Origin of the sequence: Lelliottia amnigena (genome assembly GCF_019047465.1) — a bacterium.
GTDB classification, from domain to species: Bacteria; Pseudomonadota; Gammaproteobacteria; order Enterobacterales; family Enterobacteriaceae; genus Enterobacter; species Enterobacter amnigenus.
Genome location: NZ_CP077236.1, coordinates 3894120 through 3917993 on the forward strand (window position 1 = coordinate 3894120; position 23874 = coordinate 3917993).

At 52.3% G+C, this 23874-nt stretch carries 23 protein-coding genes; 15 read left to right on the forward strand and 8 right to left on the reverse strand.

The annotated features are described in order from the left end of the window. Positions 1-100: 100 nt before the first annotated feature. Positions 101-1237 (reverse strand): porin OmpC, encoded by a 1137-nt coding sequence (gene ompC, locus I6L74_RS18355; RefSeq protein WP_059178845.1) that lies wholly within the window; start codon positions 1235-1237, stop codon positions 101-103. Positions 1238-1551: 314 nt separating this feature from the next. Next, the gene (locus I6L74_RS18360) at positions 1552-1746 is read right to left on the reverse strand and encodes a hypothetical protein (protein ID WP_059178846.1); all 195 of its coding nucleotides are present in this window, start codon (positions 1744-1746) and stop codon (positions 1552-1554) included. Between I6L74_RS18360 and I6L74_RS18365 the strand changes: the two genes are divergently transcribed. The 4 genes from I6L74_RS18365 to rimL all read left to right on the forward strand — a co-directional run bounded on the left by I6L74_RS18365 (position 1740) and on the right by rimL (position 6216). Beyond that, positions 1740-2909 (forward strand): pyridoxal phosphate-dependent aminotransferase, encoded by a 1170-nt coding sequence (locus I6L74_RS18365; RefSeq protein WP_059178847.1) that lies wholly within the window; start codon positions 1740-1742, stop codon positions 2907-2909. The two genes, I6L74_RS18360 and I6L74_RS18365, sit on opposite strands and share 7 nt — an antisense overlap. Before the next feature lie 11 nt (positions 2910-2920). Then, positions 2921-3694, forward strand: a complete 774-nt coding sequence (locus I6L74_RS18370; RefSeq protein WP_059178848.1) for an ABC transporter substrate-binding protein — start codon at positions 2921-2923, stop codon at positions 3692-3694. A gap of 258 nt (positions 3695-3952) precedes the next feature. Then, positions 3953-5608: a glucan biosynthesis protein D gene (locus tag I6L74_RS18375; RefSeq protein WP_059178849.1), complete on the forward strand. Its 1656-nt coding sequence runs from the start codon at positions 3953-3955 to the stop codon at positions 5606-5608. 47 nt (positions 5609-5655) lie between these two features. Then, a complete protein-coding gene (rimL, locus tag I6L74_RS18380) occupies positions 5656-6216 on the forward strand; it encodes a 50S ribosomal protein L7/L12-serine acetyltransferase (RefSeq protein WP_072241836.1) in 561 nt (186 codons plus the stop codon). Here the strand turns inward: rimL and ydcK are convergent. Further along, complete coding sequence (ydcK, locus tag I6L74_RS18385) at positions 6199-7179, reverse strand: YdcK family protein (protein ID WP_059178850.1); 981 nt, start codon at positions 7177-7179, stop codon at positions 6199-6201. The genes rimL and ydcK overlap by 18 nt on opposite strands. 121 nt (positions 7180-7300) lie before the next feature. On the opposite strand from ydcK, the gene tehA reads away from it, so the two are divergent. Beyond that, complete coding sequence (gene tehA, locus I6L74_RS18390; protein WP_059178851.1) at positions 7301-8305, forward strand: dicarboxylate transporter/tellurite-resistance protein TehA; 1005 nt, start codon at positions 7301-7303, stop codon at positions 8303-8305. Further along, the gene (tehB, locus tag I6L74_RS18395) at positions 8302-8898 is read left to right on the forward strand and encodes a tellurite resistance methyltransferase TehB (protein WP_059178852.1); all 597 of its coding nucleotides are present in this window, start codon (positions 8302-8304) and stop codon (positions 8896-8898) included. Before tehA ends, tehB begins: the two co-directional genes overlap by 4 nt. Here the strand turns inward: tehB and pepT are convergent. Next, positions 8895-10124: a peptidase T gene (gene pepT, locus I6L74_RS18400; RefSeq protein WP_059178853.1), complete on the reverse strand. Its 1230-nt coding sequence runs from the start codon at positions 10122-10124 to the stop codon at positions 8895-8897. The two genes, tehB and pepT, sit on opposite strands and share 4 nt — an antisense overlap. Positions 10125-10236: 112 nt before the next feature. On the opposite strand from pepT, the gene I6L74_RS18405 reads away from it, so the two are divergent. Together I6L74_RS18405 and I6L74_RS18410 are read left to right on the forward strand one after the other, a co-directional pair. Continuing rightward, a complete protein-coding gene (locus tag I6L74_RS18405; protein ID WP_059178854.1) occupies positions 10237-11835 on the forward strand; it encodes an ABC transporter substrate-binding protein in 1599 nt (532 codons plus the stop codon). 132 nt (positions 11836-11967) lie between these two features. Continuing rightward, the gene (locus I6L74_RS18410) at positions 11968-12639 is read left to right on the forward strand and encodes a DUF3313 domain-containing protein (RefSeq protein WP_059178855.1); all 672 of its coding nucleotides are present in this window, start codon (positions 11968-11970) and stop codon (positions 12637-12639) included. 42 nt (positions 12640-12681) lie between these two features. Here the strand turns inward: I6L74_RS18410 and I6L74_RS18415 are convergent, their stop codons facing one another. After that, on the reverse strand, positions 12682-13578 hold the full coding sequence (locus I6L74_RS18415) for a DMT family transporter (RefSeq protein WP_059178856.1): 897 nt from the start codon (positions 13576-13578) through the stop codon (positions 12682-12684). A gap of 174 nt (positions 13579-13752) precedes the next feature. Between I6L74_RS18415 and I6L74_RS18420 the strand changes: the two genes are divergently transcribed. After that, a complete protein-coding gene (locus I6L74_RS18420; protein WP_059179130.1) occupies positions 13753-14625 on the forward strand; it encodes a helix-turn-helix domain-containing protein in 873 nt (290 codons plus the stop codon). Here the strand turns inward: I6L74_RS18420 and I6L74_RS18425 are convergent. Continuing rightward, a complete protein-coding gene (locus tag I6L74_RS18425; protein WP_436970142.1) occupies positions 14605-15792 on the reverse strand; it encodes a benzoate/H(+) symporter BenE family transporter in 1188 nt (395 codons plus the stop codon). The two genes, I6L74_RS18420 and I6L74_RS18425, sit on opposite strands and share 21 nt — an antisense overlap. Positions 15793-15863: 71 nt before the next feature. Between I6L74_RS18425 and I6L74_RS18430 the strand changes: the two genes are divergently transcribed. Together I6L74_RS18430 and I6L74_RS18435 are read left to right on the forward strand one after the other, a co-directional pair. Beyond that, a complete protein-coding gene (locus tag I6L74_RS18430; protein WP_059178858.1) occupies positions 15864-16391 on the forward strand; it encodes a helix-turn-helix domain-containing protein in 528 nt (175 codons plus the stop codon). A gap of 80 nt (positions 16392-16471) precedes the next feature. Further along, positions 16472-18436 carry a peptidase U32 family protein gene (locus I6L74_RS18435; protein WP_059178859.1) on the forward strand — a complete coding sequence of 655 codons (1965 nt, stop codon included), beginning with the start codon at positions 16472-16474 and terminating at the stop codon, positions 18434-18436. On the opposite strand, the gene I6L74_RS18440 is transcribed toward I6L74_RS18435, so the two are convergent. After that, complete coding sequence (locus I6L74_RS18440; protein WP_059178860.1) at positions 18437-18667, reverse strand: DUF2554 family protein; 231 nt, start codon at positions 18665-18667, stop codon at positions 18437-18439. A 365-nt stretch (positions 18668-19032) separates the two neighbouring features. On the opposite strand from I6L74_RS18440, the gene I6L74_RS18445 reads away from it, so the two are divergent. Then, a complete protein-coding gene (locus tag I6L74_RS18445) occupies positions 19033-19410 on the forward strand; it encodes a hypothetical protein (RefSeq protein ID WP_059178861.1) in 378 nt (125 codons plus the stop codon). 193 nt (positions 19411-19603) lie between these two features. Here the strand turns inward: I6L74_RS18445 and ftrA are convergent, their stop codons facing one another. Continuing rightward, positions 19604-20602: a transcriptional regulator FtrA gene (gene ftrA, locus I6L74_RS18450; protein WP_059179131.1), complete on the reverse strand. Its 999-nt coding sequence runs from the start codon at positions 20600-20602 to the stop codon at positions 19604-19606. A gap of 73 nt (positions 20603-20675) precedes the next feature. Here ftrA and I6L74_RS18455 point away from each other — a divergent pair, with 73 nt between their 5' ends. The 3 genes from I6L74_RS18455 (at position 20676) to urtA (ending at position 23856) form a co-directional block, all read left to right on the forward strand. Next, positions 20676-21089 carry a rhodanese-like domain-containing protein gene (locus tag I6L74_RS18455; protein WP_059178862.1) on the forward strand — a complete coding sequence of 138 codons (414 nt, stop codon included), beginning with the start codon at positions 20676-20678 and terminating at the stop codon, positions 21087-21089. A gap of 144 nt (positions 21090-21233) precedes the next feature. After that, complete coding sequence (locus I6L74_RS18460; RefSeq protein ID WP_059178863.1) at positions 21234-22337, forward strand: cobalamin-independent methionine synthase II family protein; 1104 nt, start codon at positions 21234-21236, stop codon at positions 22335-22337. A gap of 247 nt (positions 22338-22584) precedes the next feature. Further along, entirely contained in the window at positions 22585-23856 is a 1272-nt protein-coding gene (gene urtA, locus I6L74_RS18465; protein WP_059178864.1) for an urea ABC transporter substrate-binding protein, read from the forward strand. The last annotated feature ends 18 nt before the right edge of the window (positions 23857-23874 follow it).

Sequence of the window (23874 nt, forward strand, 5' to 3'; positions counted from 1 at the left end):
AGGCATGCGTTTTTATCATGTCGTCCATCACACATTAGCTTGCCGAATGTGTCAATAAATGAAAAAAGCCCGCCAGATGGCAGGCTTTTTTTGTCAGCAATTAGAACTGGTAAACCAGACCTAACGCGACAACGTCATCCGTTGCAATACCTGCATCTTTATAGAATTGATCGTCGCTATCCAGTAGGTTGATTTTATAATCAACGTAGGTGGACATGTTTTTGTTGAAATAGTAGGTCGCGCCTACGTCGGCATATTTAACCAGGTCTTTATCAGCGTTAAATCCGTTATAGGTCAGATCCTTGCCTTTTGCCTGCAAATAAGAGATGGCCGGGCGCAGGCCGAAATCGAACTGATATTGCGCGGTGATTTCAATGTTCTGGGTTTTATTTGCAACGCCGCCCGCGTGGGTATCGTCAAAAGTACCGTACGACGTCATGTTACGGGTTTCGGAATACATTGTTGCCAGATAAATATTATTGGCGTCGTATTTCAGACCCGCAGTCCAGGCATCGGCTTTTTCACCCTGAGCCATATAGGCGCTGCTGTCGTTTTGTTGCGCGTTGGTGCGATCAGAAGAAGCATAGGCCGCGCCTGCGCTGATCCCCATCCCTAAATCATACGTGGTGGAAATACCAAAGCCGTCGCCATTCTCATGACGGACGTCGCGGCCATTATTAGTGCCTTCGTTACCGTTGCCTGAGTCTTCGTTGTTACCCTGATACTGCAGGGCAAAGCTCAGGCCATCCACCAGTCCGTAGAAGTTGGTGTTGCGATAGGTGGCAACGCCGTTAGCGCGGCTGGTCATGTAGATGTCGGACTGGGAATACGTATCGCCGCCGAACTCAGGCAGCATATCGGTCCAGCCTTCCACGTCATACAGCACGCCATAGTTACGGCCATAATCAAATGAGCCGTAGTCGCCGAACTTCAGACCCGCGAAACCAAGACGCGTCCATGACTGGTTCTCAGAACCTTCGGTGTTATTGGCCTGAACGTTGTATTCCCACTGGCCAAAGCCCGTCAGCTGGTCGCTGATTTGGGTTTCACCTTTGAACCCCAGACGAACATAGGATTGGTCACCGTCTGCGGACGTGTTGTCAGAAAAATAGTGCAGCCCATCGACTTTACCGTACAGATCGAGTTTGTTGCCGTCTTTATTATAAATCTCTGCCGCGTGAGCAGCGCCTGCAGCCATGAGAGCGGGGATGACAATTGCCAGAACTTTTCTTTTCATTTTTCGATCCTTTAAACGATTTTTATTATGACGTGAGTGAACTTTCGTCCATATCATGAATCGAATGAATCCTAATATCCTTTTAATTATTTCGGCAAATACTATAGTTTTTTTAAATGTTAATATTTGCTGCGTGAGTAACTGAATGAAATGTAAATCAGTTCCATGAATTAATGAGGTGATAAAAATTCACAATAAATATTGATTTATGGGAAACAGTTTTAGGGAGTAAATTAAATAATTAAAATCATGGCGGAGATTTTTTTATTTTGCGACTGAACCCTGGGTTTGCAACACGATTATGTGATCCCATTTTAATCATCCCGCTCGGATGCAAAGAGCACGTTCACCCATCGCAAAACCCTCTTAACGATATCTTCCGGCAGTTGAGTATTAGGCGAGCTATGCGTTTTGATCATGGCGACTATGACAACAATTCGGTTGTCGTCTTCATCACCTTCTTGTTGAATAGTTATGCAATATCCACGAGAAAGGATTGATGATGACATTACGTACCCCTGTGCATACCCGTTCTAAACTGCCTGATGTGGGCACGACGATTTTTACCGTGATTGGCCAGCTATCTGCCCAGCACAATGCCATCAATCTTTCTCAAGGCGCGCCTAACTTTTCTTGTGACCCTAATCTGATCGCCGGCGTAACGCGTGCGATGGAAGCGGGTCATAATCAATATGCGGCGATGACCGGCTTGCCTCCCCTTAAAGAGCGTATCGTCGATAAAATCGCGACCCTTTACGGCACGCGATATGACGCCAGCTCTGAAGTGCTGATCACCGCCAGCGCCAGCGAAGGGCTGTACTCCGCGATCAGCGGACTGGTGCATCCCGGCGATGAAGTTATCTATTTTGAACCGTCTTTCGATAGCTACGCGCCCATCGTGCGGTTGCAAGGTGCTACACCGGTCGCGATCAAGCTGACGGTTCCGGCGTTTGCCGTAGACTGGGATGAAGTTCGTGCGGCGGTCACCAGCCGCACCCGGATGATTATCATTAATACGCCGCACAACCCCAGCGGGCAGGTTTTCTCTGCTGAGGATTTACAACAGCTGGCGGCGATCACCCAAAACACCGACATTATTATTTTGTCTGACGAAGTGTACGAACACGTCGTGTTTGACGAAAAACCACATCATGGAATGGCAACGCACCCGCAGCTGGCGGAACGAAGCGTGATCATTTCATCATTCGGAAAAACCTATCATGTCACCGGCTGGCGCGTGGGGTATTGTGTTGCTCCGGCAGAACTGATGGATGAAATTTGCAAAGTGCATCAATTTTTGATGTTTTCGGCCGATACCCCTATGCAATACGCCTTTGCTGAACATATGGCCGATCCGCAAACCTGGCTTTCGCTCTCCGCGTTTTATCAGCGTAAGCGCGATCTGTTGCAAAATTTACTGTCGGACTCGCCGTTTAAATTACTGCCCAGCGCAGGTTCGTTCTTCCTGCTGGCCGATTACAGCCATTTCAGCGACGAGAGCGACAGCGAGATGGTCAAACGCCTGATTACTGAATGTGGCGTGGCGACGATTCCGCTGTCGGCGTTTTACGCTGATGGCACAGATAACAAATTGATTCGCCTCTCTTTTGCGAAAGATGAGGCGACATTACGGGCAGGTGCGCAGGCCCTGTGTCGGGTTAAACCACGCTAAGGAGTTTTGAGATGAAATTTAACGCGTTAGTTGTCGGCATGGGATTGCTGTGTTCGTTTTCGACGCTGGCAGCAACTGAACTTCGCTACGGCCTTGAAGCCGAATATCCTCCGTTTGAAAGCCGCAATGCCTCGGGCGAACTGGAAGGGTTCGACATCGATCTCGGCAAAGCGATTTGCAAAGCCGCTGAACTGAAATGCAGCTGGGTCGAAACCTCTTTTGATGCATTGATTCCAGGATTAATGGCAAAAAAATTCGACGCCATTAACTCCGCGATGAACATCACCGATCAGCGTCGGCAGAGCATCGACTTCACCCAGCCGATTTACCGCATCCCTTCGCAGCTGGTGGGTAAAGCAGGTACCGGTATTGAAGCGACGCCTGAAGGCTTGAAAGGCAAAAGCATCGGCGTATTGCAGGGTTCTATTCAGGAAACCTATGCAAAAGAGCATTGGGAAAAGCACGGTGTCACCGTGGTGTCTTATAAAGATCAGAATATGGCATGGGGCGATCTGCTGAATGGCCGTATTGATGCTTCTCTCGTGATGTCAGCGGCCGGTCAGGCAGGTTTCCTGAGCAAACCGCAGGGTAAAGGGTTTGGATTTATCGGCAAACCGGTGTCTGACGACACGATCCTCGGCAGCGGGATCGGCTTTGGGCTACGCAAAGGTGACGAAGCCACCAAGAAACAGCTCGATGCGGCCATTGAAAAAGTCCGGGCTGACGGAACGATCGATAAACTGGCGCAGAAATATTTTCCAGGTATCGATGTCAGCGTAAAATAATAATAGTGCGCCTGATTAGCCCCTGATGACGATGTCCATCAGGGGCTTTTTTATTTCTCCCACGCCCAAATTTATACTTAACTTTACGCTCATTTCAGTTCATTCCCCTCGACAGAATATATTTCTCGCTTTGTTCAGATAATCACCGCTCAACAATTGGATTTTTAACCGTTTTTGTTTAGGCTGTGCGTTCTTTCTTGCCGTCGTTTCGCCACGCGCGAAACTCATTCTCACGACCATAAGGACGTTTTCTCAGGCATGAATCGCAGACGTTTTTTACAGGGCTCGCTGGCAATGGCCGCGCTGAGCGGTACAACCGGACTCTCAACGCTCTTTTCCCGCGCGGCATTTGCCGCAGATTCCGATATTGCCGACGGCCAGAGTCGTCGCTTTGACTTCTCCGTACTGCAATCCATGGCGCACGATCTGGCGCAAACCCCGTGGGGTGGTGCGCCGCGTCCATTGCCAAACACGCTGGCGACCATGACGCCGCAGGCATATAACGCCATTCAATACGATGCGAAACAGTCGCTGTGGAACAATATTGAAGACCGTCAGCTGGACGTGCAATTCTTCCATATGGGGATGGGTTTCCGCCGCCGTGTACGGATGTTCTCGCTGGATTCCGCCTCGTCTCAGGCGCGTGAAATTCATTTCCGTCCTGAACTGTTTAACTACAACGATGCGGGTGTGGATACGAAACAACTCGAAGGGCAAAGCGACTTAGGATTTGCCGGATTCCGCGCGTTCAAAGCGCCTGAACTAGCGCGTCGCGATATTGTCTCTTTCCTTGGCGCGAGCTATTTCCGCGCGGTAGATGACACGTATCAATACGGTCTTTCCGCGCGCGGCCTGGCGATTGATACCTTTACGGATACGCCAGAAGAGTTCCCTGATTTCACCTCGTTCTGGTTTGAAACCGTTAAACCGGGCGACACCACCTTTACCGTCTACACGCTGCTCGACAGCCCAAGTATCACTGGCGCTTATAAGTTCGTGATTCATTGCGAGAAGAGCCAGGTGATCATGGAGGTGGATAACCACCTGTATGCACGTAAAGATATCAAACAGCTTGGCATCTCCCCGATGACCAGCATGTTTAGCTGCGGAAATAACGAACGTCGCATGTGCGATACCATTCACCCACAAATCCACGACTCCGATCGTCTGGCGATGTGGCGTGGGAACGGCGAATGGATCTGCCGTCCACTGAATAATCCGCAGAAATTACAGTTCAACGCCTACCAGGACAAAAACCCGAAAGGCTTTGGTCTTCTCCAGCTTGACCGCGATTTTTCGCACTATCAGGACATCATGGGTTGGTACAACAAGCGTCCAAGCCTGTGGGTTGAACCGCGCAACCAGTGGGGCAAAGGTAGCGTAGGCCTGATGGAGATCCCGACCACGGGTGAAACGCTGGATAACGTCGTGTGCTTCTGGCAGCCCGAAAAATCGGTTAAAGCGGGCGACGAGCTGGACTTCAAATATCGCCTGTACTGGAGCGCGCAGCCACCGGTACGTTCTCCGCTGGCAAATGTGTATGCCACGCGCACGGGGATGGGCGGCTTCCCGGAAGGCTGGGCGCCGGGCGAAAACTACCCGAAAACCTGGGCACGTCGCTTCGCCATTGATTTCGTTGGCGGTGATTTAAAAGCCGCTGCGCCGAAAGGTATCGAGCCGGTCATTACGCTCTCAAACGGTGAAGCGCGACAGGTCGAAATCCTCTATGTTGAACCGTTCGACGGCTATCGCATTTTGTTCGACTGGTATCCAACAAACGATTCAACCGACCCGGTCGATATGCGTATGTTCCTGCGCTGCCAGGGCGATGCGATCAGCGAAACCTGGCTGTATCAGTATTTCCCACCCGCGCCTGACAAACGTGTCTATGTTGATGACCGCGTCATGCGCTAACGTTTCTCTTTTCCTCTCCCGTTTGGGAGAGGAATAAGGTGAGGGCAATGACCGACATTCCATCCGAAACCATCACCGTGACAGACCGCATCGAGCTGCGGGCGGTTGATGAACGCTACACCACCGAACTGCACAAGCTGGTTATCAAGAATAAAACCTGGCTACAGACGGCATTTGACTGGGCGCAGCACGTGGGCAGCGAAGACGATACGCGCAGAAATGTGCAAAGTAATCAGATGCTGCACCAGCGCGGTTACGCGAAGATGTTCCTGATTTTTCAGGATGAATCATTGAAAGGCGTACTCTCGTTTAATGCTATCGAACCGACCAATAAGACGGGCTACATCGGCTATTGGCTGGATAAAGCCAGCCAGGGTCAGGGTATTCTTTCGCAGTCTTTACAGGCCTTTATGCGTTATTACGTTGAGCGGGGCGAAATCCGCCGCTTCGTCATTAAATGCCGGGTGGCGAACGCGCAGAGTAATCATGTCGCAGTTCGCAACGGGTTTGCGCTGGAAGGGTGCATGAAGGAAGCCGAATATTTGAACGGTGAGTTCGAGGATGTGAACAGTTACGCCAAAATTATCCGCTCACAGTGCGCCCAATAGCGGCGTGCGGGTGATACGCTGGTTTCCGTTAATGACTTTTTCGCCGCGCAGGTGAATATTTTCCCCGCTTAGAGCTTCAATCACTGCGTCATCATTGATAGTGATTCGATGCTCGATCAGCACATCGCCACTGATGCGCGCGCGCCCCTGAATCACGACCCGGTCGTCAATCAGGATAGGGCCGCCGCGCAACCACGCCTGACCGCCGATTAGCACGTGATGTTTTATCACGCAGTTGCCTTCCACGACGGCGTTTTCTGCCACCTGCGAGCTATAACGAAGGGTTGGAATGGCATCCTCTTCTGTACCCGCGATCAGCTTCGCGTTGCCATAGACTTTGGCGCAATCACACACCCACACATTATTAAGATCGTTGCCTTCAATAAGCGCGTTATCGAACACCTCAGCGCGATGTTCAATAAAAGCAAAATTCACCATCGCATCGCCGTAAATCTGCGCCTGGTGCACCACCCGCGACTGGCTGACGGTGGCGTTATCGAAGATCTGTAAGATCTGCTCTCGATCCGGCGTGAGTCCAATCGCGGCAACGATCGTACTGTTGTGAAGAACGCGAGCATTACCGTACAGATGGCATTCGCCGCGCACTTCAGAACATTGCACCGTGACGGCATCACTAAGCCGTGCGCCGTGGCTGATGTTAGCGGCGTCTATCCAGCAGTTATCGCCGATCTGTGCGGCATGGCTAATTACACAGGATTGCGTGATTCGGGCGTTGCCCTGAATTTGCGCCCCCGCGTATACGACGCTGTTTTCATCGTAGATCCAGCAGCTCCCGTCGTGAGAAAGGGCGCTTTCGTCGTCCAGCCATCCGCCCTGGGTTCCGGCCGTCACATCGTGAAAATCGCGCAGGGCAATGATTTGCCTCAGCGTGACGGTCGATTTCGTTTCTCCGTCATGCGAATGATAAAGGCGAGTTTCGTCACTGAGTCGGTATTTTTTCATTGCGTTATCTCTGCTGGGCGTCTTACTAAACGTAGCAAACTTTACGACTTGCGAAGTGCTGGTAACGGAATCGCAAACCCCTTAAACTAGCATTTCAAATATAATTTATAGTTTAAAATTAATGCATAAACGTAACAAATCCCAACAGGTTCTTAACTTACCGTCCGGTTATTTTGGGATGGTTTTAGGAACCATTGGTATGGGCTTCGCGTGGCGCTATGCCAGCACAATCTGGTCTGTATCACGCTGGCCGGGCGAGATGTTAGTTGCGCTGGCGGTGCTGATATGGTCTTTCCTCACCGTGGCATTTATCACCCGCGCGGTGCGTTTTCCGCACAGCGTGCTGGCGGAAATGCGTCATCCGGTGATGAGCAGTTTTGTCAGCCTGTTTCCGGCCACCACGATGCTGGTGGCGATTGGATTTGTCCCGTGGTGTCGCCCCATTTCGCTGGCGTTATTCGGGACAGGCGTGGTGATTCAACTTGGCTATTCCGCCTGGCAAAGCGCCGGGCTGTGGCGGGGGAAACACCCTGAAGAGGCGACCACGCCGGGACTGTATCTGCCGACGGTTGCCAACAACTTTATTAGCGCGATGGCCTGCGGTGCGCTGGGCTATCATGATGCCGGGCTGGTTTTTTTGGGCGCGGGCGTTTTTTCATGGCTTAGCCTTGAGCCGGTTATTTTGCAGCGATTACGCAGTAGCGGAGAATTGCCGTCGCCATTGCGGACTTCGCTGGGCATCCAGCTGGCACCTGCGCTGGTGGCCTGTAGCGCGTGGCTGAGCGTGAACGGTGGCGAAGCCGACACCTTTGCCAAAATGCTCTTTGGTTACGGTCTGCTGCAGTTGCTGTTTATGCTGCGCCTGATGCCGTGGTATCTCTCGCAGCCGTTTAACGCATCTTTCTGGAGCTTCTCGTTCGGCGTCTCCGCGCTGGCGACGACCGGGTTGCATCTGGGGCACAGCAGTTCGTCAGGTTTTTTTGCTGCCCTTGCAGTGCCGCTGTTTATTTTCACTAACTGCATCATTGCGCTGCTGCTCGTGCGCACCTTTATTTTGCTGATGCAGGGAAAACTATTGGTTCGTTCAGATAAAGCAACGCTTATGCAAGCTGAGGAAAAAGAATGACTCTTGTTGATGACAATTACTTTACCGAAAAATATGGCATGACCCGGACTCACTCCGAGGTAGTGTACAGCGCAGGGATCGTAAAACCGGGCAAAACGTTGGATCTGGGCTGTGGCAATGGCCGTAACAGCCTGTATCTGGCGGCGAACGGCTATGACGTCACCGCATGGGACAAAAATCCGATGAGCATCGAGAATCTCGAGCGCATCAAAGCGGAAGAGGGGATTACCAACCTGCATACGTCGATCAAAGATCTGAACAGCCTGAGCTTTGAAGGCGAGTATGATTTTATTCTGTCGACCGTGGTGATGATGTTCCTGGAAACGAAAACCATTCCGGGACTGATTGCCAATATGCAACGTTGCACTAAACCGGGCGGTTATAACCTGATTGTTGCGGCGATGGATACCGACGATTATCCGTGCAACGTCGGTTTCCCGTTCGCGTTCAAAAGCGGCGAATTGAGCCGCTATTATGAAGGCTGGGTAACACTGAAATATAACGAAGACGTCGGTGAATTACATCGCACCGACGCCAACGGCAATCGCATCAAACTGCGTTTCGCCACGCTACTGGCCCGTAAACCGGCTTAACGCGCAGCCAGCAGACAAATCTGCAGGGCCGTTTTGTATGAGGCCTCGAACGACGACAGCGGTAAAAACTCAAACTTCGAGTGGAAGTTATGCGCGCCGGTGAAGAAGTTCGGGGTCAGCAGGCCTTTTGCTGAAAGCGCCGCGCCGTCGGTTCCGCCGCGCATCGGCGTCGGTTTTGGCGTGATGCCAAGTGATTCCATCGCCTCAAACATCAGATCGATCGCACGGCGATCTTCGCCAATCGCATTGCTGATGTTGCTGTAGGTATCTTCGATACGGTAGTCCACTTTCGCAGTGGGGTGCTGAGCCGTAATCTTGTCGACAACATCGGCAATCTGCTGTTTACGTGCAGCAAAATTGTCGCGATCGAAATCACGGATATTGGCTTTCAATACGGCTTCGTTTTGCCCGGCCTGAATCCCGTTAAACCAGATATAACCTTCGCGGCCTTCCGTGCATTCCGGCGTTTGCTGACGGTCAAAATGGCTGATGTAATCCATCGCCATTAGCAGCGGATTGACCAAGACTCCTTTTGCGGACATGGGATGTGCCGTCACGCCGGTAAAGCGAATTTCCGCCGCCGCCGCGTTGAAGTTTTCATAAACAATTTCACCCCGTTCGCAGCAGTCGATAGTCCAGGCAAAATCGACATCAAAGCGTTTCAGATCAAGCGCCTTTGCCCCGCATAAACCGATCTCTTCGTCAGGCACAAACGCCACCACGATATCGCCGTGCTGATGCTCAGCCGTCAGGTTTTCCAGCACCGTCATCACCACCGTGACGGCCGCTTTATTATCGGCGCCTAATACACTGGTCCCGTCGCTGAAAATAATCTCTTCATTGGCATATGCCTGAATTTCGGGATGTTCATTAATGCGTAACCAGATCTGCTTTTCCTTATTCAGGCAGAGGTCTTCTCCTGCAAATGTTAATATTTGCGGATGAATATCCGGTGATAATCCGACGTCTACCGTATCAATATGGGTAATAAAACCGATGCGCGGCGCACCCGCGACATTGCCTTTTTTCACGGCAGTGACGGTGGCGAATTCATCGATCACAATATCGGTTAAACCCAGTGATTTCAGCTCATTAGCTAATTCACGTGCCATCTCATGCTGACCTTGTGTGGAGGGCAGTGTTTTAACTTTTGGATCGCTTTGGCTGGTGATGGATAAATAGCGAAAAAACCGTTGGGTTAATTGACTGGAGAGTTGTGAAGCCACAGTGAATCCTTCTTAATTTGTATTATCAGGTGTTTGCATTGTTACTTTAATGGTATTTATGAATTGGCAAAAGAATTAATTAGCCGTCGAATTAAAAAGACAGGAAAACACAATGAATAGCAAACTGACAACTTTAGCCCTGGCCTTAGCCGCACTGACGGTCAGTTCCACCGTGGCGGCCAAAACGCTGGTGTATTGTTCCGAAGGATCGCCGGAGAACTTTAATCCTCAGCTGTATACCTCTGGCACCAGCGTGGATGCCAGCGCCGTGCCGGTTTATAACCGTCTGGTGGATTTTAAACCGGGCACAACCGAGCTGGTGCCGAGCCTGGCAGAACGCTGGGACGTGAGCGACGACGGAAAGGTGTACACCTTCCATCTGCGTAAAGGCGTAAAATTCCAGAGTAATAAATTCTACAAACCGACGCGCGACTTTAACGCCGACGATGTGATTTTTTCGTTTATGCGTCAGAAAGACGTGAATCATCCGTATCATAACGTCTCGAACGGCAGCTATTCCAACTTTGAAAGTCTGGAGTTTGGCAGCCTGATCACCGCCATCGACAAGGTTGACGATCACACGGTGCGCTTCACGCTGGCTCACCCTGAAGCGCCGTTCGTCGCCGACCTGGCGTGGTATTTCGCCTCGATTCTTTCTTCCGAATACGCCGATGCGATGCTGAAAGCCGGTACGCCAGAAAAAGTGGACATGGACCCCATCGGCACCGGGCCATTCAAGCTGACGCAGTATCAGAAAGATTCACGTATTCTCTTCACCGCGTTCCCGGAATATTGGCAGGGCAACTCAAAGCTGGATCGTCTGGTCTTTAGCATCACCCCGGACGCGTCGGTGCGTTTCGCCAAAGTGGAGAAGAATGAGTGTCAGGTGATGCCGTTCCCAAATCCTGCCGACTTGCCGCGCATGAAAGCCAACAAAGACATTAACCTGATGAGTAAAGCCGGGTTAAACACAGGCTTTCTCGCCTTCAACACGCAAAAACCACCGCTGGATAATGTGAAGGTGCGCCAGGCGCTGGCGATGGCGATAAACAAACCGGCGATCATTGATGCAGTCTTCCACGGCACCGGAACGGCGGCGAAGAACCTGCTGCCGCCGGGCGTATGGAGCGCCGACAGCGAGCTGAAAGATTACGAATACGATCCTGAAAAAGCCAAAGCGTTGCTGAAAGAGGCCGGATTTGCCAACGGTGTAACCGTAGATTTATGGGCAATGCCGGTGCAACGTCCGTATAACCCGAACGCAAAACGCATGGCCGAAATGATCCAGGCCGATTGGGCGAAGATCGGCGTGCAAACTAAAATCGTCACCTATGAGTGGGGTGAATATCTCAAGCGCGTGAAGGGCGGTGAACACCAGGCGGCTCTGATGGGCTGGACGACGGCAACGGGCGATCCGGATAACTTCTTCGGCCCGCTGTTTACCTGTACTTCTGCGAATGGCGGTTCAAATTCGGCGAAATGGTGCTATCAACCGTTTGATAAAATCATCGCTGAAGCTAAATCAATAACCGATCAGGATAAACGTGCGGCACTTTACAAAGAGGCGCAACAGATGATGCACGACCAAATGCCTGCGGTAATGATTGCGCACTCCACTATTTTTGAACCGGTGAGAAAAGAAGTCACGGGTTATGAAATTGACCCGTTTGGTAAACATCTGTTCTGGCAAGTGGATATTAAATCACCATAAATTATTGCCCGGCCTCTCGCCGGGCGATATTTTCTCAATTTGTGCTGTATTCCCCATCTTTTGTCACTACACACCCGCTTTTATTTTGCTATAACTCCAGGGCATATCTGCATATAACTGGGATTTACCATCATGCGTACTCACACTTTTTTTAAAGTTGCAGTGCTCTCTGGCTTGCTGGCGTTAGCGGGCTGTGCGTCTAAAGTGGCGCAGCCCGACCAATATTCGGGTTTTTTAAAAGATTACTCCGGCTTAAAAGAGACAACATCCGCAACGGGTAAACCGACGTTGCGGTGGGTTGATCCTTCTTATAATCCATCAAAATACGACAGCATTGTTTATAACCCGATTACCTATTATCCGGTCCCTAAGCCAACGACTCAAATTGGTCAGAAATTACTTGATGACCTGCTGGCTTATATCAATACCAAAATGAAAACCGCCCTTGGGCAGCATAAGCCAATTGTGGCAACGCCTGGCCCTCGCAGCTTGATTTTCCGTGGCGCAGTGACCGGGGTGAGCTCGAAGAAAGAAGGCCTGCAATTCTATGAAGTGGTGCCTGTTGCACTGGTGATTGCCGGGACGCAGATGGCATCAGGCCACCGTACCATGGACACGCATCTCTATTTTGAAGGTGAGCTTATTGACGCGGCGACCGGCAAACCGGTTATCAAAGTGGTTCGTAAAGGCGAAGGCAGTGAGTTGAATAACGAAAACTCACCAATGACCCTGGCAACGCTGAAGAAAGTTGTGGATGACATGGCGACCGATGCCACCATGTTTGACGTTAAGAATACGAAGTAAATCCCGATCCGGCCTGTAAAACAGGCCGGATATCTTTACGCGTTACGCCAAACGTAACCGTTTGAACCAGGTTTCTGGTTTCGTAAACATCACCATATTTCCGGTAAGTATCAGCACTATTCCGGCAATGCCGTTCATATGCCAGACGTATCCTTCGTAAATTGTCGAGATGGATAAGGCGACCAGCGGGAATAATAATGTGCTGTACGCTGCTTTACCGGCACCAATCCGCCCGACCAGCGTAAAGTAAGCCCCAAATGCGATCACCGAACCGAAAATGGCCAGATACAGTAGGGCTCCCATATAGCTCACCGTCCATTCAGGCGTAAAGTTATCGCCGCGAATCAGCGCGATGGCCCCCATCACCAGCGTACCGTAGGTCATGGCCCATGCATTGGTGGTCATCGTTTCCAGCCCGTTGCGCTGATGGCGCAGGCTGATCATGTTTCCCAATGAAAACCCGTACGTTCCCAATGCTGACAGACCGATACCGAGCAACAGTTCCTGGCTCCAACCGCTCGCGAGCAGATCGTCCCAGAACAGAGTGATGATGCCCAACATGCCCAGAACGGCGGCGATCCCGAAGCGCGCAGGCGGGCGCTGTCCAAAGAAAATAAAGCAGTTGATCGCGTTATACAGCACGGCCATGGAGAAAATCACGGACTCCAGCCCGGTGTTGATATAGGCCGCCGCAGTGTAAAAACACCAAAAGTTGAAGCAGAACACGCAGCACCCCTGAACCATACAGAACAGGTGATCGCGCAAGACCATTTTACGCAGGCGACCCAGTGCCAGGAGAACTATCATGATGGTGGCGCTGGCTACGGCAAAGCGCCAGAAAATCGAAACCGGTGCGGCCACCGGCCCCTGCTGCAGGAAAATGGCAATCCAGGTGGTTCCCCAGATAAGTACGACCAGGCCATATAACAGTGCGTTCATTTTTATCTCTTCTCAAACGGCAAAGGCGAAGTGTCGCCTGGACTGGGCTGGCGCGCTTTCAGCATCTTGCGACTGACTTGCAAAATCTTGCGCTTTTTTATTGCGCCAGCGCTGGCATCAAAGGGCAACACTTCATAGACTAACGATCTGTTTAATTGCCAGCTTATGACGGTTATGTCCCGCGCCTACGACACTTTCGAAACGCTTCGCCAACAAAATGCCGTGCTGCGGGAAACGGTCGCGCTTAACTCGGGCATCCAGCTGGCGGCGTGGTTTAACAAGCACGACACCGTCACGGTCAAAAGCAACCACCACACCCTGAGCCTGTATGTCGCTGACGGTTATGAGAGCTATCATAAAACCGCCAGCGGCTGGAAAAACGGCGGCGGGCCGGACCGTTTTTGTCTCATGCCGGAGCAGAGCGAATCGAGCTGGGATATCCGCGATGATTTATCGTTTGTGCATCTTTATTGTACCGATGAACATTTGCGCGGGATTGGCGAACAGATCTGGGACAAAAGTCCGGCGTCGATTGCGCTCGATGAAAAAACGTTCGCCAGCGATCCTAAAATCGCCATGCTGTATCGTCAGTTTTTGCTGGGTTGTGACTGGCAGCAGGCCGCCAATCAGCTGACCTTGAGCACCGCCAGCACGTTACTCCTGACCCATCTGATCCAGCACTATTCCAGCGTGCAGTGGAAGTTGCCGATAGTCACCGGCGGGCTCTCGCCCTTCGTGCTCAGAGCGGTGATTGAGTATATCGATAACCATCTGTCGCAGCCTTTGACGCTGGCGGAACTGGCGGCGGTGGCGTCGTTAAGTGAATACCATTTCGCGCGCATGTTCCGCCAGTCGATGAAGATGGCACCGCATCAATACGTTATGCATCAGAGAATGGAAAAGGCAAAAGCGCTGGTCCAGTTCACCCAGCAGCCGTTGACGGATATCGCGATGGCCTGCGGCTTCAGTTCGGCGAGTCATTTCAGCAACCGTTTTAAAGCCACGACCGGGCGAACACCGTCGCAGCTACGCGCGGCGAAAGTGTGAAAATACGGCATAACAGATGCCACCCGCGATTAACCCCCAAAAAGCCGAACCAATCCCCAAGAGCGTTACACCGCTGGCGGTCACCAGAAACGTAACCAGCGCCGCGTCGCGCTCGCTTTCGTGCTGGAGCGCCTGAGACAAACTGCCACCCATCGTGCCCAGCAGGGCCAGCCCGGCCAGCGTCTGGATCCAGCTCAGGGGCAGAGCGGCCATCAGCGCGGTGATCGAGCCGCCAAAAATCCCGGCGAGCAGATAAAATACACCGGCGGCAGCGGCGGCTAACCAGCGCTTGTTGGCCTCCGGATGGGCGTCGGGGCTTTGGCAAATTGCAGCCGTAATTGCAGCGATGCAGATCGAATACACGCCGAACGGCGAGAACAGCAGGGCCAATCCGCCCGTAAAAATCATTAAGGGGGAAACCGCGACCGCATAGCCAGAGGCTTTCATGGTGGCGAAACCGGGCGCATTTTGAGAGGCCATCGTCACCAGGAAGAAGGGCAGCCCGATACTCATCAGAGTGGTGAAAGTGAATGTGGGGGCAATAAACGCTGGCATCACCACCGAGAACATAAGTTTATCGGTGACAATGTCACCTCCCAGCCAGGCCACCAACCCGCCCACCACCAGCGTGGCGACAATCGCATAGCGCGGCATGATGGCTTTCGCGATGAGCCACGCCAGCAGCATGCTGCCGCACAGCAGAAAGTGATCTTGCAGATTACTGAATGCCTGCAACCCGAATCGCAGCAAGACACCCGCGAGCATGGCCGCCGCGAGAGTGTGGGGAATAATCTTCATCAACCGGGCGAATAGACCCGTCAGCCCGCACAGCAGAATGAGGGCATTGGCGAAAATAAACACGCCGATGGTTTCACTGAGCGTCACGCCCTGCAGGCTGGTGGCGAGCAGCGCCGCGCCGGGTGTGGACCACGCGGTTAAAACCGGTGCGCGATACCAGAGTGAAAGTGCAAGCGTGCTCACGCCCATTCCCAGACCTAGTGCGGTCATCCAGCCTGCGATTTGCTGTGAACTTGCACCTGCCGATGCTGCCGCTTGCCAGACGATGGCTGCGGAACTGGCATAGCCGACCAGCACGGCGACGAAACCGGCCAACACGGCAGGAAACAGAGAGGAGGAATTACGCATCAGGGCTCCGTTGTGCGTTATAGCGTCCGAAATAATGTAGCACTGTGCGCTATAGCGTACAAGTGGTACACTTGGCCACAACGGGAGGCATTATGACTATCACTCAACATCTTGCGACAACCTTAAAGACAGAGCGTCTGGCGCGGGGCTGGAGTTTATCAAAACTGGCCGACGAGACGGGCGTATCCAAAGCCATGCTCGGACAAATCGAGCGTAATGAGTCCAGTCCGACGGTGTCGACGCTGTGGAAAATCGCCACGGGCCTGAACGTGCCTTTTTCAGCGTTTATCACTCCAGAAGAACAGCCACAGCCGGTGTTTGATCCGCAGCAGCAGGCGATGGTGGTTAAACCGTTATTCCCGTGGGACGACACGCTGAAGTTTGACCATTTTTCGATCACGCTCGCGCCGGGGGCCCTCAGTGAGTCAACGCCGCATGAAGCGGGCGTTGTTGAACATGTGGTGGTGATAAGCGGTGAGCTGGAAATGTGTATCGACGGCCACTGGCGCACAATTGTAGCGGATTCGGGCGTGCGTTTTGCCGGCGATAAACCCCACGCGTACCGCAACAGCAGTAGCCAGACGGTGCATTTTCACTCTTTGATCCACTATCCCCGCTAACCCTACGCAAAACTGTTTCGCTGTCGCATACTTCTGACTACAATAGCCGCCATTTTGACCATAACGGATAACGACGACGTATGCGCCTGCAATCCCATCATCTTGAACTTTTAAGCCCGGCTCGAGACGCCTCCATCGCCCGTGAAGCGATTCTTCACGGTGCGGATGCGGTTTATATCGGCGGCCCTGGCTTTGGCGCTCGCCATAACGCCAGCAACAGCCTGCAGGATATTGCGGAGCTGGTGCCGTTTGCCCACCGTTTTGGTGCAAAAGTGTTCGTGACTCTGAACACCATTCTTCATGATGATGAACTGGAACCTGCCCAACGTCTGATTACCGATCTGTATCAGACGGGCGTCGACGCGCTGATCGTTCAGGATATGGGCGTGCTTGAGCTGGATATTCCGCCGATTGAACTGCACGCCAGTACCCAGTGCGATATTCGCACCGTTGAAAAAGCGAAGTTTCTTTCTGACGTAGGTTTTACCCAGATCGTGCTGGCGCGCGAGCTGAATCTCAATCAAATCCGCGACATCCACCAGGCGACTGACGCCAACATTGAATTCTTCATCCACGGTGCGCTGTGTGTGGCCTATTCCGGCCAGTGCAATATTTCCCACGCGCAGACCGGGCGCAGCGCCAACCGTGGTGACTGCTCGCAGGCGTGTCGTTTGCCGTATACCCTGAAAGACGATCAGGGCCGCGTCGTGGCGTTCGAAAAACATCTGCTGTCGATGAAAGACAACGATCAGACGGCAAACCTGGCGGCGCTCATCGACGCTGGCGTGCGCTCCTTCAAAATTGAAGGGCGCTACAAAGACATGAGCTACGTGAAGAATATCACTGCGCATTATCGTCAGATGCTTGACGCCATCATTGAAGATCGCGGCGACCTGGCGCGCTCTTCTGCCGGGCGCACCGAGCATTTCTTTATTCCGTCCACGGATAAAACGTTCCACCGTGGCAGCACCGACTATTTTGTGAATGCCCGTAAAGACGATATCGGTGCGTTTGATTCGCCTAAGTTTATCGGCCTGCCGGTGGGTGAAGTTTTAAAAGTATCGAAAGATCACATCGATGTGAAAGTGACGGAAACCCTGGCCAACGGTGACGGGCTAAACGTGATGATCAAACGCGAAATCGTCGGCTTCCGCGCCAACACCGTTGAGAAAACGGGTGACAATCAGTATCGCGTCTGGCCGAACGAGATGCCGGCGGATCTGTACAAAGCCCGCCCGAATGCTGCGCTTAACCGTAACCTTGACCATAACTGGCAGCAGGCGTTGCTGAAAACGTCCAGTGAACGCCGTATTGCGGTGGATATTGAGCTCGGCGGCTGGGAAGAACAGCTGATCCTGACCATGACCAGCGAAGATGGCGTGAGCGTGACGCATACCCTCGAGGGTCAGTTTGAGGTGGCGAATAACGCAGAAAAGGCGATGAATAGCCTGAAAGACGGCGTGGCGAAGCTGGGGCAAACGATCTACTACGCGCGCGACATTACGCTTACGCTGCCGGATGCACTGTTCGTTCCGAACGGCCAGCTTAACCAGTTCCGCCGCGAAACCGCCGAAAAGCTTGATGAAGCACGTCTGGCCAATTATCCGCGCGGGAGTCGCAAAGCGGTATCCGTCCCTGCGCCGGTCTATCCGGATTCCCATTTGTCATTCCTGGCGAACGTGTATAACCACAAAGCGCGCGCGTTTTATCATCGTTACGGCGTGCAACTCATTGATGCGGCATATGAGGCGCATGAAGAGAAGGGCGATGTGCCGGTGATGATCACCAAACACTGTCTGCGCTTCGCTTTCAACCTGTGTCCGAAACAAGCCAAGGGCAATATCAAAAGCTGGAAAGCCACGCCGATGCAGCTGGTGAACGGTGATGAAGTGTTAACGCTGAAATTTGACTGCCGTCCCTGCGAAATGCACGTCATTGGTAAAATGAAAAATCACATCGTTAAAATGCCACAACCGGGAAGCGTTGTGGCCTCTGTCAGTCCTGAAGAGTTGATGAAAACCCTGCCGAAGCGCAAGGGCGTTTAATCAAAGAAAGTGAGTATCGGGTTTGCGCGACTTCTGCCAGTGGTGATGTTCGCGTAAACCATCCGCTGACTCCTCTGCAACACATCTGAGTTCATCGCTATCCGCTTCGTGACGGAGCTGATGATCAACGTTCTTTACCCATAAAAATTCATGCCCGTTATGTCCTGCCATCAACTGACCTGAAAATAGCGCACAGGTTAGCAGTATTATCGATAACATTTTTTTAACCATTGTCTCATCACCGCATCACATTTTGCGGTCATCATGCCAATAGTTACCTTGAGTTACTATTCGGAAGTGAAATTTATCGCAAATAATTTGTCAACATAGCCTTACGATTCAAATTCGGGAGGGAAACAGGTGGCGTAATTTATAAATTCAATAAATGAACGCTTCAAATAATAACAAAATAAACACTATTGATTATTTTAAATAGATGATGGCAACATCTATTTATAGGCATGTGTCATATATAAAAGTCTTGAAAAAAACAGATGCCAAATAAATATTTGCTTTTCCAGTTTAAGTGGTAATAATAGCCAGGCGATGTATTTTATTTGTATTAATTATGTATTGATTATGGATTACCCATTTAAATGAACAGACTATTTGCCACTGTTATCCCTGGGATTGCCGCCATTGCTGTCGCCACTACTGCCTTTAGTCTCTATAGCAACAAGCCAGACTACCTGAAAGCTGCGGAGGAGAGAGTGAGCTCTTACCTGACCAGCAGCTATGGCCGGGTATTATGTCAAAGCCAAAAAATAAACGATAATGCGTGGGCAATGAACTGTCTCTCTTCGGCGAAGGGCACGAAATTTGAGTTTATGATTTACCCGGCGGAGCGCGCGCCTTATAGCGTTGCACGTCCTTATTATATTGAGGCGATGAACGATCATGCTGAACAAAGCGCAAATCAGGGATTGATGCAATATCTGCAAATTAAGAGTAAAGGGTCCAACTCTGCCTCCTGAAAACCTTTCCTGTAACAACGTCAGACCGCAACGTTGTTTAACCGTTGTTGAAGATATAAGTGCTACGTTTATTACGATCTTCTACCTGGTAGGGAATACCGGGAAAGTAGATATCAAAATACAACTCTATCCATGCAAGCATTTACCGCCAGAAAATGGCGGTTTTTTTTGCCTTAAATTTGCCGTTATGCCATTAGCGCGTGACGTGAAATTGCTTCCGGTATTGTGCGGGCGAGAGGGCGAAATGTTGACGAAAATGGTGTCGCAGGGAGGCGGCATGGCCGAACCCTGTCTGCGCCGCGATGCTGTCTATACTCAGTCGACTTGTTTCGAGGAAATCTCTGGCCCGCAGCAGGCGTTCGTTGAGCATCCAGCGCGCTGGCGTCGTCCCCGTAGCGTCGGCAAAACGACGTAAAAAAGTGCGCTGACTCATACCGACGCGCGCGGCTAATGAACTGACGCTATGGCTGACGGTCAGATGCTGGTGCAGGAAATCAAAAAGCTGCCCGAGCCGCTCACTTTCCCTTAATTGGGCGACCGGACGACTCATCAGCTGCGTTTGAGTGCCATCGCGATGCGGAGGAATCACCAGGCGGCGCGCCACATGATTGGCGGCTTCCATCCCATAATCGCGACGTACCACATGTAAACAGAGGTCGATCCCCGCCGCACTGCCCGCTGACGTCAAAATATCTCCCTCATCCTGATACAGCACATCTTCGACCACGGTAATGTCAGGGAACCGCGCCTTGAGCGTCTCGGTATAACGCCAGTGCGTGGTGGCGTGGCGCCCGTTCAGCAATCCCGACGCCGCAAGCACAAAAACGCCCGAGCAAATCGACAGGAGCTGGCAGCCTCGCGCGTGGGCGTGACGCAGAGCATCGCAAAGTTCTGCGGGAACGGTCTTGTCAACGCCGCGCCAGCCGGGGATCACCACCAGATCGGCGGCATTGAGCAACGTCAGATCGCCATCCGCGAGCACCCGAATGCCACCCGTCGCCCGCAGTTCGCCCTTATCGATCGCTGCGACGGAAAAACGATACCAGTCATCGCCCATTTCAGGGCGCGGCAGGCCGAAGATCTCCACCGCAACCCCAAATTCGAAGGTACAAAGGCCGTCATAGGCCAGGACTACCACGCGCGGTGAAGGGGGATGTCGTAAATTTGTCATCTTCTTGCTGTTTTCTGGCATGACCGCTGGCATTCACTGGCTGAATTTCTGGATAAAGTACTGTTAACACAAACGCCCAACAGGAGAAAGCGCCATGAGTTACGTAACCGAATTTCCCGCCGCAGACCCGCAGGAGTCTGCCGCCCATTTTCTGCGCCGCCTGAGCGTCGAAACCGACTGTGCCGATGTGCATCACGCCCTGACGCAGCAGGATCAGCACTTTGTGTTACTCCACGTTGTGGGGACGCCTGAGCAGTTTGCGCGTCGCCATTTACCGGGGGCAATTCATTTGCCGCGTTCTGCAATGGATGCCGAGACGATGGCGCACTGGCCAGAGGGTACGCTGTTCGTGGTCTACTGCGCGGGGCCGCACTGCAACGGCGCGGACAGAGCGGCGCTGAAACTGTCCCGGCTCGGTCTGCCGGTCAAAATCATGATCGGAGGCATCACGGGCTGGGAAGATGAACAGTTTGCGTTTGCCTCCGCTGAGCCTGCTCAAGATGAATAAAATTCATCTGCCATGAATTTTTCTCGTTTGCCGTCACGGCAGTGATATGACATCTTTTGGACATATAGCCATCCAGAAGTCTAAATCTTCAATTGATGAATTATCACTGTCTGCAATCAATTGCGGGCAGCTAAGGAGAAAACCATGCAACGACAACACGCCCCGTACCGTGCCGATGTAGTAGGCAGCTTTTTACGTCCTGATGCGATTAAACAGGCGCGACTCAAATTTGCCAGCGGTGAAATCGATGCCGGCGCGCTGCGAAATATTGAAAATGACGCGATTCGCCACGTTGTTGAGCAGCAGTGCGCCTGCGGCCTGCATGTGGTGACTGACGGTGAGTTCCGCCGTGCGTGGTGGCACTTCGACTTCTTCGATGGGTTGCAGGGCGTTGAGCGCTACGATTCGAATCAGGGCATCCAGTTTAACGGCGTGCAGACCAAAGCACACGGCGTGCGCGTGACCGGTAAACTGGGTTTCGGCGATCATCCAATGCTTGAGGATTTCCGCTATCTGAAAAGCATCAGCGGTAACGCCCAGCCGAAAATGACCATTCCCAGTCCGAGCGTGCTGCATTTCCGCGGTGGGCGTAAAGATATTGATGCGACCGTTTATCCGGACCTGAACGTTTATTTTGATGATCTGGCTACCACCTGGCGCGATGCGATTCAGGCGTTCTACGACGCGGGTTGCCGTTATTTACAGCTCGATGACACCGTCTGGGCGTACCTGTGTTCCGACGACCAGCGCCGCCAGATCCGCGAACGCGGGGACGATGCAGACCAGCTGGCGCTGACCTATGCCCGCGTATTGAACAAAGCGCTGGAAGGCAAACCCGACGATCTGACCATTGGCTTACATGTGTGTCGCGGTAATTTCCGCTCGACCTGGATTTCCGAAGGCGGATACGAGCCCGTGGCTGAAATTCTCTTTGGGACGGTGAATGTCGATGCCTTTTTCCTTGAGTACGACAACGATCGCAGCGGTGATTTTGCGCCGTTACGTTTTGTCCGTCCGGGTAAACAGCAGGTCGTTCTGGGGCTGATCACCACTAAAAATGGCGAGCTGGAAAATCCGCAGGGCGTCAAAGCGCGTCTGGAAGAGGCCGCGCAGTATGTGGCGAAAGACCAGATTTGCCTGAGCCCGCAGTGCGGTTTTGCCTCCACGGAAGAGGGCAACAGCCTGAGCGAAACCCAGCAGTGGGACAAAGTGCGTCTGGTGACGCAAATCGCTGACGAAGTCTGGTAATCCATCCCGCACAGCGTTGCACTTTTATAATGCAACGCTGTGCCATTCTGAGTCGTTCCGCTGCTGTTCCTCCCGCCCCACAATCCTTTCTGCTGCTGATTGATTCACGCTAATACACTAAAAAACCGATTATTTTCTGTTCTGGCACTCTTTTTGCTGTGCTTGATCCTGTCAAAGACGTTTTGCTTTTTCTGCGTCCACGCCGTAACGGACGCATTCGCACAGCTTTCTTTTCAGGAGTGAAAATATGCATCGTCGTACCTTGTTAAAAGCTTTTGCGCTGTCGGCTTCCGTGGCGGCTATGGGAATGAGTTTTGGTGTGCAAGCCGCTGACACCATCAAAATTGGGATCATGCATTCGCTCTCGGGCACGATGGCGATCTCTGAAACGCCCCTCAAAGACGTCGCGTTGATGACGATCGATGAAATTAACGCCAAAGGCGGCGTGCTGGGTAAGAAGCTGGAGCCGGTGGTGGTTGATCCCGCGTCAAACTGGCCTCTGTTTGCAGAAAAAGCCCGTCAGTTATTAAGCCAGGACAAAGTGGCGGCAGTCTTTGGCTGCTGGACGTCAGTTTCTCGTAAATCGGTGCTGCCGGTGTTTGAAGAGGTGAACGGACTGCTGTTCTACCCGGTGCAGTATGAGGGGGAAGAGATGTCGCCAAACGTCTTCTACACCGGTGCTGCGCCAAATCAGCAGGCCATTCCGGCGGTGGAATATCTGATGGGTGAAGACGGCGGGAGCGCCAAACGCTTCTTCCTGCTGGGCACTGATTATGTTTATCCGCGTACCACCAACAAAATTCTGCGTGCGTTCCTGCATTCGAAAGGCGTGCAGGACAAAGATATTGAAGAGGTTTACACCCCGTTTGGTCACAGCGATTACCAAACTATTGTCGCCAATATCAAGAAATTTTCGGCGGGCGGAAAAACGGCGGTGGTATCAACCATCAACGGTGATTCCAATGTTCCCTTTTACAAAGAGCTGGCAAACCAGGGCGTAAAAGCGACCGACGTGCCGGTGGTGGCGTTCTCGGTGGGTGAAGAAGAGCTTCGCGGCATCGACACCAAACCGCTGGTGGGGAACCTCGCGGCATGGAACTACTTTGAGTCGGTTGATAATCCAACCAACCAGGCGTTTGTTGCAGCCTATAAAGCCTATGCCAAAGCCCATAACTTGCCGAACGCCGACACCGTGGTGACCAATGATCCGATGGAAGCGACCTACGTGGGGATCCATATGTGGGCGCAGGCCGTTGAGAAAGCAGGAACGACGGACGTGGATAAAGTGCGTGCCGCCATGGCCGGACAATCCTTCAAAGCGCCGTCAGGCTTTACGCTGACCATGGACGCAACCAATCACCATCTGCATAAGCCGGTGATGATTGGTGAAATCGAAGGTAACGGCCAGTTCAACGTCGTCTGGCAGACCGATGCAACGGTCCGTGCTCAGCCCTGGAGTCCGTACATTCCCGGTAACGATAAAAAGTCAGAACAACCGATGAAAACCGCCAGCAACTAAACCCGGTCACGGAGAAAA